This window comes from Acinetobacter sp. NCu2D-2 (assembly GCF_001647675.1).
GTDB lineage: Bacteria > Pseudomonadota > Gammaproteobacteria > Pseudomonadales > Moraxellaceae > Acinetobacter.
In genome coordinates this window covers 301,560-309,964 of record NZ_CP015595.1, presented here as the reverse complement: position 1 = coordinate 309,964, position 8,405 = coordinate 301,560, and the positions used below count along the sequence as shown (strand labels likewise).

The following is an 8,405-nucleotide window of genomic DNA, read 5'->3' as shown; positions in this document are numbered from 1 at the left end:
TCCCTTAAATCCATCACATAAAGATATATGGATTCAAGAATAAATTATTATTTAATATATTAAATCATCCTTTAGGATGATTTTATCTTAGAAACTTACACAATAATTCTTGTCTATTTGCCACATTAACTTTTTGATAGATATGTTGAATATGTGTCTTAATTGTTGCCAAACTACAATTTAAATTATTTGCTATAGTCGTATTATTAATACTGCTCAATAACTGTTCTAAAACTGCAATTTCTTTTTTGGTTAAATTATAGGAAGAACTGAGATATTCTTTATCCACAATATCTGTATGTTCATGAAAAAGTTTTTCAGATAAAAAATAAAATGATTGCAATATCTTACGTTCATATTCTACGAAATTATTTTGCCCTATATTGCGCACAAAACTGAGCCCAAAAGATGGCTCACCATTTCGTTTTCTAAAGAATATTTCTGCAGTATCTTGTATATTCCAACGTTGCATAAAATGATTATATGAATCATCACATTCATATTGACTCAAGATTTCTACATTATTATTTGAATTATTATAAAAACGTTTAAAAGATACAGGGTCGTTTTCAAAACACGATTTCTGATATTCATTTACTGATTTTTTAGGGATATTAATTTCATAATAATGATTTGCACTTTCAGCATTATCTACTGAATACATTAAACAACCATCAATATTTAAAACTCGTTGAACTTGTTCGATAAAATTATGACCAAATTCTGATAAGAATTGATGATTTGACATTTATTTCCACCTATCCCTAAGGAAATTATACGTAAGTTTTTAAAATGCCCCCAATATCCTATCAGGGGCATGTAGATCTTATTGAGAAATGTGAATTGCTTGTTTATGTGTAAATAAAAGCAAACCATCTAAACCAAATGAGAAGCCTAGACCTGAACTTTTCCACCCACCAAAAGGTGCTGCTGGCGATAAATCTGAATGACTATTGATCCATACTGTCCCAGTTTCCATTTGTGATGCGATCTTTTCACCACGAGCAATGTCAGTTGTCCAAACAGAACCGCCTAAACCAAATTCTGATTGATTCGTTTGCTCAATAACTTGTGCTACATCGCTATACTTCACAATCGGCAACACTGGACCAAATTGTTCTTCATCGACTAATGCCACACCTTGCTCAACATTGGTAATTAATGTAGGCGCTACAAAATAACCTTTTTCAGGTACATTTTTTTCGGCAGTAATAATTTTACCACCTTGTGCGACTGCATCTGCAATTAGACCTTTGACTTTATTATATTGAATCTTATTTTGGATCGGACCAAAAGTTACCTCAGGATCTAAGCCAGAACCCAACACCTGAGAATTTGCAATATTCGCCAACTTTTCAGTCAGTTCATCGTAAATCGATTCATGGACATATAAACGTTTTAGCGCTGCACAAGTCTGACCTACATTCAAAAATGCTGAGCCAAAGATGCCTTGTGCTGTACGATCAAGATCAGCATCTTCAAGTACAATACCGACATCATTGCCGCCAAGCTCAAGTACCACGCTCTTTAAGGAATCAACAGAGCTGCTCAAAATTCGTTGACCAGTTCGCGTTGAACCCGTAAATGTCACTTTTGCCACATCTGGATGACCACTCAAGGTCGCTCCTACTTCACCTGTGCCGAGTACAACACTGCAAACACCTTGTGCAACATGGCGGTTAATAATCTCGACTAACTTAATGGTACTTAATGGTGTGAATTCTGATGGTTTGTTAACTACGCAGTTTTTGGTTTTTAAAGCTGGGAAGATGTGCCAAATCGCAATCATGAATGGCCAGTTCCATGGTGTGATGGAAGCAACCACACCCAATGGGCGGTTATATACCTTAATCGTCTTTCCACTTGGGTCAGCAATGGTATCAACTGGAATTTCTAAACTGGTTAAATACTCAATCCAACTTGCGCCTGCTTCAACCTCAAACTGAGCCATTGCCAAAGTTTTACCTTGTTCGAGGGTAATAAGTTCAGCAATTTCATCTTTTGCAGCACGAATATCAGCGGCTATTTTTAGAAAAGTTGAATTAATTTCTGAATCTTCTGTATTTTTCCATGTCTTAAACGCAACAGTTGCCGTTTCGATCGCTTGATTCACTTGCTCAACTGATGCACTCGGAACTTCAACTAAAACACTTTCATCAGCGGGATTGATGACAGCAAACGTTGCTGCAACACCCTGAATTTGTTCACCATTGATTATTAAATTTGTATTCATCTCATATCCCTATTTCTTTGATCGACTTTAGCTTACATTTTAGCGGTGAATAGGTTCAGCAAACTCATCCTTAAGGATGAATTTCAGTCCGAACCTATACGACCAAAGTCTCAGTTATGTACGCTGTATCAACAGTTCGACACCTTTTTCAGCCACAGCAATGGTTGGCGCATTGGTATTTCCACTTGGATTGACACACTCCCACCACTTTCGACTAGCTCAAGTGGAGGATTCTAAAAGCAAAAGCTCTTAGGCGACTCCCTCACGGATTTCGCTTGCTTTCTGCTTCACAAGGCGACCTTTACCGCATCCACCCTCCACAGACAAAACGGTGTGTCCCACCGCCAAAATATTGCGAGAAGCATTTATATCCGCATTCTCGCTAAAACCACACTCAATACAGTTAAAGTTTGCCTGAGTGAGCCTATTTTCTTTTGCAACATGACCACATGAACTACAAGTCTGACTTGTATATTTAGGGTCAACTTTAACAAGTAAGCCACCTCGCCATTGTTGCTTATACTCCAACATATCAACAAGCATTGACCACCCTTGATCTAGGATTGATTTGTTTAAGCCTGATTTGGCTTTAACATTCTTTCCTTTTTTCTCAATTGAGCCTTTTGCAGACTTCGACATATTAGCTACTTTTAAGTCCTCAACTACGATCATTGCGTGGTTTTTGCTGAGAGTTGTAGTGACTTTGTGCAAGTAGTCATGCCGAATATTGGCAATATGATGATGTAGTTTGTTAACTTTTAAATTAAGTTTTTTCCAATTTTCACTGAACTTGGTTTTCTTTTTCAACTTGCGTTGAAGTCTAGCTAATTTCACTTGATTGGCTTTAAAACTATTGATCGGGTTGAATACCTGACCATTAGAGGTTGTGACCAATTTCTTGATGCCAAGATCAACACCAATAGCTGATTTAGATGGGTGAATTGGTGTTTCAATTGTGTTTTCAACACCAAAAGAGATATACCACTTGCCAACATGCTTTGAGAGTGTGACGTTCTTAATCTCGCCTAAAATATCTTGTGATTTTCTAAATTTTACAACGCCAATATCACTAGGCAATTTAACTTGGTTGCCTTTAACCCAACAATACCTATTAAATTGAACAATACGAATTGAATCATAACCATCTGATTTTTTCTTGAATCGTGGCATGAGTGGTCTAAGTTGAATTTCATTACCATCGGGTAATTTAAAAAATTTTGGCTTCTTAGCTTTGAATGGTTTTTGCTTTAGCTTGGCTTGTTCTTTTTTATCGAAGAATTTACCCCAAGCATCACCAAGATCACGAACTTTTTGTTGAAGTGAGACACCATTTGAACTGTTTTCTAAAAAAGCACACTCAGGCTTTTTGCGTAATTCAGGGATTTTATTAACTAAATTAACTTTGTTAATTCGCTCATTATTAGCAAGCATCTCGAATGATGTAGCCAATATCTGATTCCAAACAAAACGTGCAGAACCAAGCAACTTGTTTAAAACAAGCTCCTGTTCTGCATTAGGCTCAAGCCTAAATTTGTACGCTTTGTTGATTTTCATAAATGAGTGTGTATGTGTTAATATGTATAAATACTACCACTAATTAAGCCATTCACCAATGACAGAAATATATAAAAACCGACATTCAGCCTTTAATTTGCATGTACATTTAGTGTTTATTACTAAGTACAGAAAGAAAATTCTATAAGTATTTTATTGAGTGTGCATCTGAAATCTGCAAAGAGTTTGATGCGGAATTAAAGGAATGTAATGGTGAAGCTGACCATGTTCACATGCTTATTCAGTACCCACCGACAGTTCAACTCAGTAAATTGGTAAATAACTTAAAATCAGTAACAAGCAGAAGAATGAGAAATGAGTTTTTAGATTTACGTGGTAGTTATGCAAAACCTGTTTTGTGGTCACGCTCATATTTTGCAGGGTCTTGTGGTGGCGCACCTTTGGATATTATTAAAAAATACATTGAAAACCAACAAGGTTAAAATCCTTGAAATTCACCTCCACCCTGACTGTCGGGTGGAGCCCTCTTTCACTTTAAGATAGACCAGCAGGCATTTTTATACAAATATGACTGTCGTCTCCACCTGCTTCTAATAATAGTATGCTGCCTTTATTTTCCTGAATTAAACGTGTTGCTACGACACACCCAGCAGACCCTGCACCACACACGATGTAATCAAACGATTCTAAATCCATTTTCTCATCCTTAAATTATGTTTGATCGACCACCAACTTCCTCGTTGTGTCGAATTTTCTAGCTCATTTCTACCTATTAATTAATATATTAATTAATTGATTAAGACAATATTTTTATATAAAAAAAGATGCTAAAGATATAAAATCCTTAGCATCTCTTAAAATGTCACTGCTTTAAATTATATGAAATATAATTTATTTACTCCAAATAAATGGAGATTTATTTTGCTCTTCTTCGTGCTCAATACCTAAAGGAATACCAGTACGATCTTTAAGCAGTAAAATAGCAGTAAGTGCAAGCGATGCAACGATCATTAAGTAAATTGTTACAGACGTCGTCGTACCCGTCACACCAATCAACCAAGCAGCAATCAATGGTGCAAATGCGCCACCGATGATAGATCCAATTGCATAGGTAATTGAAATACCAGAGAAACGGATAGACGCTGGGAATAATTCAGTATAGACAATCGCATTTACACCATGCGTAAATCCTGCACCCATTGAAAGTAAGAAAATCCCGCAACCAATGCCGAGGTAAGTCGCTGTACCTACAAGTGGGAATAGTGCGAAAGCAGCGAATAACTGTAATAAAGCACCAAATATATAAACTTTCTTACGGCCAAACTTGTCTGACATACATGCAGAGAACCAAGTGAAGGCTGCCCAAACCAAACCTGAAATCGTGACAAGCATCAAAATTGTACTACGATCAAGTGCGATTGGTCCTGCTGGATTTGTCGTATAGTTTTGAATAAAGCCACCAGTGGTCATATATCCTAAACCCGTTGTACCTGCACATAATAATGCAGCAAGTAATACTTTTAATTTATGATGTTTAAACAAAACACGGATTGGATTTTGAATTGTTGATTTACGTTGCTTAATCTCTTCAAAAACTGGGCTTTCACCAATTGAGCGACGAATCCAATGACCAATGACAAGTAAAGCAAGACTTAAAAGAAATGGAATACGCCAGCCCCATTCTACAAATGCATCTCCTGGAGATACCCATTTTGTCATGACTACAAGGACTAAAGACGCGAGTAGTAAGCCAAATGGTACGCCAAGCTGAGGGAAAGCACCAAAACGTCCTCTTTTCTTTTCTGGTGCATGTTCAACAGCCATTAAAACAGCACCGCCCCATTCACCACCAGCTGAAATACCTTGAAGAATACGCAGTAAAATTAATAAGATAGGTGCTGCAATACCAATAGTTTCATAGGTCGGCATAAGTCCAATCAAGACCGTAGAGCCACCCATCAGGATCAGCGTCAACACTAACATCGCACGTCGGCCGATCTTATCGCCATAATGTCCAGCAATGAACGCACCAAATGGACGGAATAAGAAGCTAATACCAATCGATGCAAATACTAATAAATTCGCGATTAACGGACCTGCTGGTGCAAAGAAAAGTTGATTAAAAACTAAACCTGCAACTGCAGCATAAACAAAATAATCATACCATTCGATAGTCGTACCAATCATTGTTGCATAAGCAACTTTCTTATCTGCTGCAGCTGAAGAATGACTCTCTTGATGATTTAAGTCTGTTACAGCCACTGATTTTATATCTTCCATTTCATATTCCTTTACCAAAGTTTTTTATATCCATCTCAACGCTAAAAATAATTTCTATAATTTGATTTTTAACTTGCCTTTCCCCCTTGAACAGCAGCTAATCATGAGCTTCATACTGTCACGTTCTGTTTTGGTCATGACTTTATCTCGATGGTCGATTTCACCGTCGTCAATATCTAATTGACAACTTCCACATAGACCTTCACAGCAGTCATGAGGCACATCGAAACCTTTTTCGAGTAAGCACTCGAGTAAAGTTTGTGTTTTAGGCACGGTCAAAGTGATACCACTGTCGATGAGCTCAACATCAAAAGCCACATCATCCGCTTTGAGTAATGAACTTGAACCCGTACTAAAATGTTCAATTGTGATTTGAATATGAGGGAACTGCTCACGATATGCAGTTAATGAGTCAAGAAGGGTTTCAGAGCCACATGCACATATTTGTGTCCCCTCTGATAGCCCATCTAATAATGGTTCTATCTCTAATTTTTGACCTTCTGTAGAGATATATAATTCGGCAGAGTGACCATGTGCCAGTACTTCATCCAGAAGTGCCATTTGCTTACGATGACGTGCCAAATAAAGTATGCGGTAAGGTTTAGACTGTGCTCTTAAAGTATTAGCCATGCTTAAGATTGGCGTAATTCCAATACCGCCCGCAATTAACACATATTCCTTCGCATTCAAATTCAATTTAAAAAAGTTTTTAGGTCCTTTAATTTGAATTACATCGCCTGCGGTTAGATAGTCGTGTATCCACAATGAACCTCCTCGCCCATTACTTTCTCGTTTCACCGCAATGGTATAAAACGGATCATTGATGTCGCCACATAATGAATATTTACGACTTAATCCATTCTTGAGTACGAGTTCTATATGTGCTCCCGCACTCCATTTAGGTAATGAGTCTCCATCAATCGCAGATAATTCAATACGCAGCACATCCTCTGCTTCATCGCGAATAGATTTGACAACCACAGGCCGGGTCATCGCTTTTGTATCAGGTGCACCAATTGGAAAGCTCAAAGCAGGCACTTGATCATTTTCATGTAGTTGTTTTACATCCCACTCTACCCAAAGTGCCTCCGGCCCTCTAAATGAAGTGTTGGCTAAATAACTAAATTTTTGTTCACATAAGGTTAAATCTGGAATACGTCGAGCGAGTTCTTCAATGAAAATACACATTTCCATACGCCCGATATTTTTCCCCATACATTGATGGGCACCATAACCAAAAGTTAAATGTTCTATGGCATTATCACGATAGATATCAAAATCATCTGCATTTTCAAAATGCATTTCATCATGATTTGCAGAAGCCGAAACCAAAAATAATTTGTCGCCTTTACGGATCTGAACACCATTTAATTCCACATCCTGCGTTGCTTGGCGACGCCAAGCAACAACTGAACCTGAATGGCGCAAACATTCTTCTACAGCACCTGGAATAAGTGCAGGATTTTCACAAATTTTCTGCCAATTTTTTCGGTTTGAAAGTAAAAGTTTGAAGGCATTAGCTGATGCTAAAGCGGTTGTTTCATGTGCAGCGACCATGATGGCCATCATCATTGAATGCAGATAGTTATCTGTTACTACGTCTGGCATGACTCGGTTTTTGGCAATCATGTCATACATCCACCCCTCACCATCTGGGGTGTTTTTCATTTTTTCTAGCACTCGTCCTGAATATTGCCAAAATTGTCCAACACCTTCAGCAACTTCAAGTTGTTCTTCTAAGCTCGGTCTACCCCACGTATTTACCGTATGTGCCACTGCGAATTTACGTAATTCATCCATATCATCTTCAGGAACACCCAAGAAATGTAAAGCAACCGTCAAAGGCACTTCCCAAAGCATTTCTTGAACCAAATCTGCTCGACCTTTATGGATAAATTGATCCACTTTTTCTTTCACAAGATTTTTAACAAACAGCCGATGTGGTTCCAAATTCTGGGGTGTAAATGCATCCATTAGTGCACGTCGACGTTCCATATGCACTGGTTCATCTTCATTCACTAAAGTACGGTTCATACCGTATTCATACTTTTCTAAAATTTTTAATGATTCAGGACACGAAGGTGTGAGCTTTTCCAAGGCATTACATGCAGAAAAAACGATAGGATCTCTGAAAATTTCTTTTACATCGTCATAACGCGTGACGATCCAATACCCCATTTTTTCTGAATAAAAAATGGGGAGTTGTTCACGAAAATCTTTTAGAGAATCTGCAGGATCAGTTTGATAAGCCTGAGCGAACATATCAAAGCTTTTTCCTGAAGCTTTAATTTGATCATGGAATGGACACTTGTTATCTAAAGTGACATTTGAATTCATATTGAACATCCTTGTTCTATAATCGTACATAATGTACTAA

General features: G+C 37.6%; 6 protein-coding genes and 1 pseudogene. 1 reads left to right on the top strand and 6 read right to left on the bottom strand.

From position 1 onward, the window contains the following. Positions 1-82 precede the first annotated feature (82 nt). From A3K93_RS14580 to A3K93_RS14570, 3 genes are all read right to left on the bottom strand, one after another. Positions 83-748, bottom strand: a complete 666-nt coding sequence (locus A3K93_RS14580; protein ID WP_067732165.1) for a helix-turn-helix transcriptional regulator — start codon at positions 746-748, stop codon at positions 83-85. A 78-nt stretch (positions 749-826) separates the two neighbouring features. After that, positions 827-2,233, bottom strand: a complete 1,407-nt coding sequence (locus tag A3K93_RS14575) for an aldehyde dehydrogenase family protein (RefSeq protein ID WP_067732162.1) — start codon at positions 2,231-2,233, stop codon at positions 827-829. A 249-nt stretch (positions 2,234-2,482) separates the two neighbouring features. Continuing rightward, entirely contained in the window at positions 2,483-3,787 is a 1,305-nt protein-coding gene (locus A3K93_RS14570; RefSeq protein ID WP_067732160.1) for an RNA-guided endonuclease InsQ/TnpB family protein, read from the bottom strand. Positions 3,788-3,845: 58 nt separating this feature from the next. On the opposite strand from A3K93_RS14570, the pseudogene tnpA reads away from it, so the two are divergent. Continuing rightward, a pseudogene (tnpA, locus tag A3K93_RS14565) lies at positions 3,846-4,230 on the top strand (IS200/IS605 family transposase). A 52-nt stretch (positions 4,231-4,282) separates the two neighbouring features. Here the strand turns inward: tnpA and A3K93_RS14790 are convergent. The 3 genes from A3K93_RS14790 to A3K93_RS14555 all read right to left on the bottom strand — a co-directional run bounded on the left by A3K93_RS14790 (position 4,283) and on the right by A3K93_RS14555 (position 8,365). Next, positions 4,283-4,444: a GMC family oxidoreductase N-terminal domain-containing protein gene (locus tag A3K93_RS14790; protein WP_081408565.1), complete on the bottom strand. Its 162-nt coding sequence runs from the start codon at positions 4,442-4,444 to the stop codon at positions 4,283-4,285. Positions 4,445-4,639: 195 nt separating this feature from the next. Beyond that, positions 4,640-6,028: an MFS transporter gene (locus A3K93_RS14560; protein ID WP_067732158.1), complete on the bottom strand. Its 1,389-nt coding sequence runs from the start codon at positions 6,026-6,028 to the stop codon at positions 4,640-4,642. Between the two features lie 54 nt (positions 6,029-6,082). Further along, on the bottom strand, positions 6,083-8,365 hold the full coding sequence (locus tag A3K93_RS14555; RefSeq protein ID WP_067732156.1) for a cytochrome P450/oxidoreductase: 2,283 nt from the start codon (positions 8,363-8,365) through the stop codon (positions 6,083-6,085). Positions 8,366-8,405: the final 40 nt, after the last annotated feature.

Bases quoted from the DNA above. Each gene is read 5' to 3' on its own strand.
- A3K93_RS14580 (WP_067732165.1), bottom strand. From the start codon at position 748: ATGTCAAATCATCAATTCTTATCAGAATTTGGTCATAATTTTATCGAA.
- A3K93_RS14575 (WP_067732162.1), bottom strand. From the start codon at position 2,233: ATGAATACAAATTTAATAATCAATGGTGAACAAATTCAGGGTGTTGCA.
- A3K93_RS14570 (WP_067732160.1), bottom strand. From the start codon at position 3,787: ATGAAAATCAACAAAGCGTACAAATTTAGGCTTGAGCCTAATGCAGAA.
- A3K93_RS14790 (WP_081408565.1), bottom strand. From the start codon at position 4,444: ATGGATTTAGAATCGTTTGATTACATCGTGTGTGGTGCAGGGTCTGCT.
- A3K93_RS14560 (WP_067732158.1), bottom strand. From the start codon at position 6,028: ATGGAAGATATAAAATCAGTGGCTGTAACAGACTTAAATCATCAAGAG.
- A3K93_RS14555 (WP_067732156.1), bottom strand. From the start codon at position 8,365: ATGAATTCAAATGTCACTTTAGATAACAAGTGTCCATTCCATGATCAA.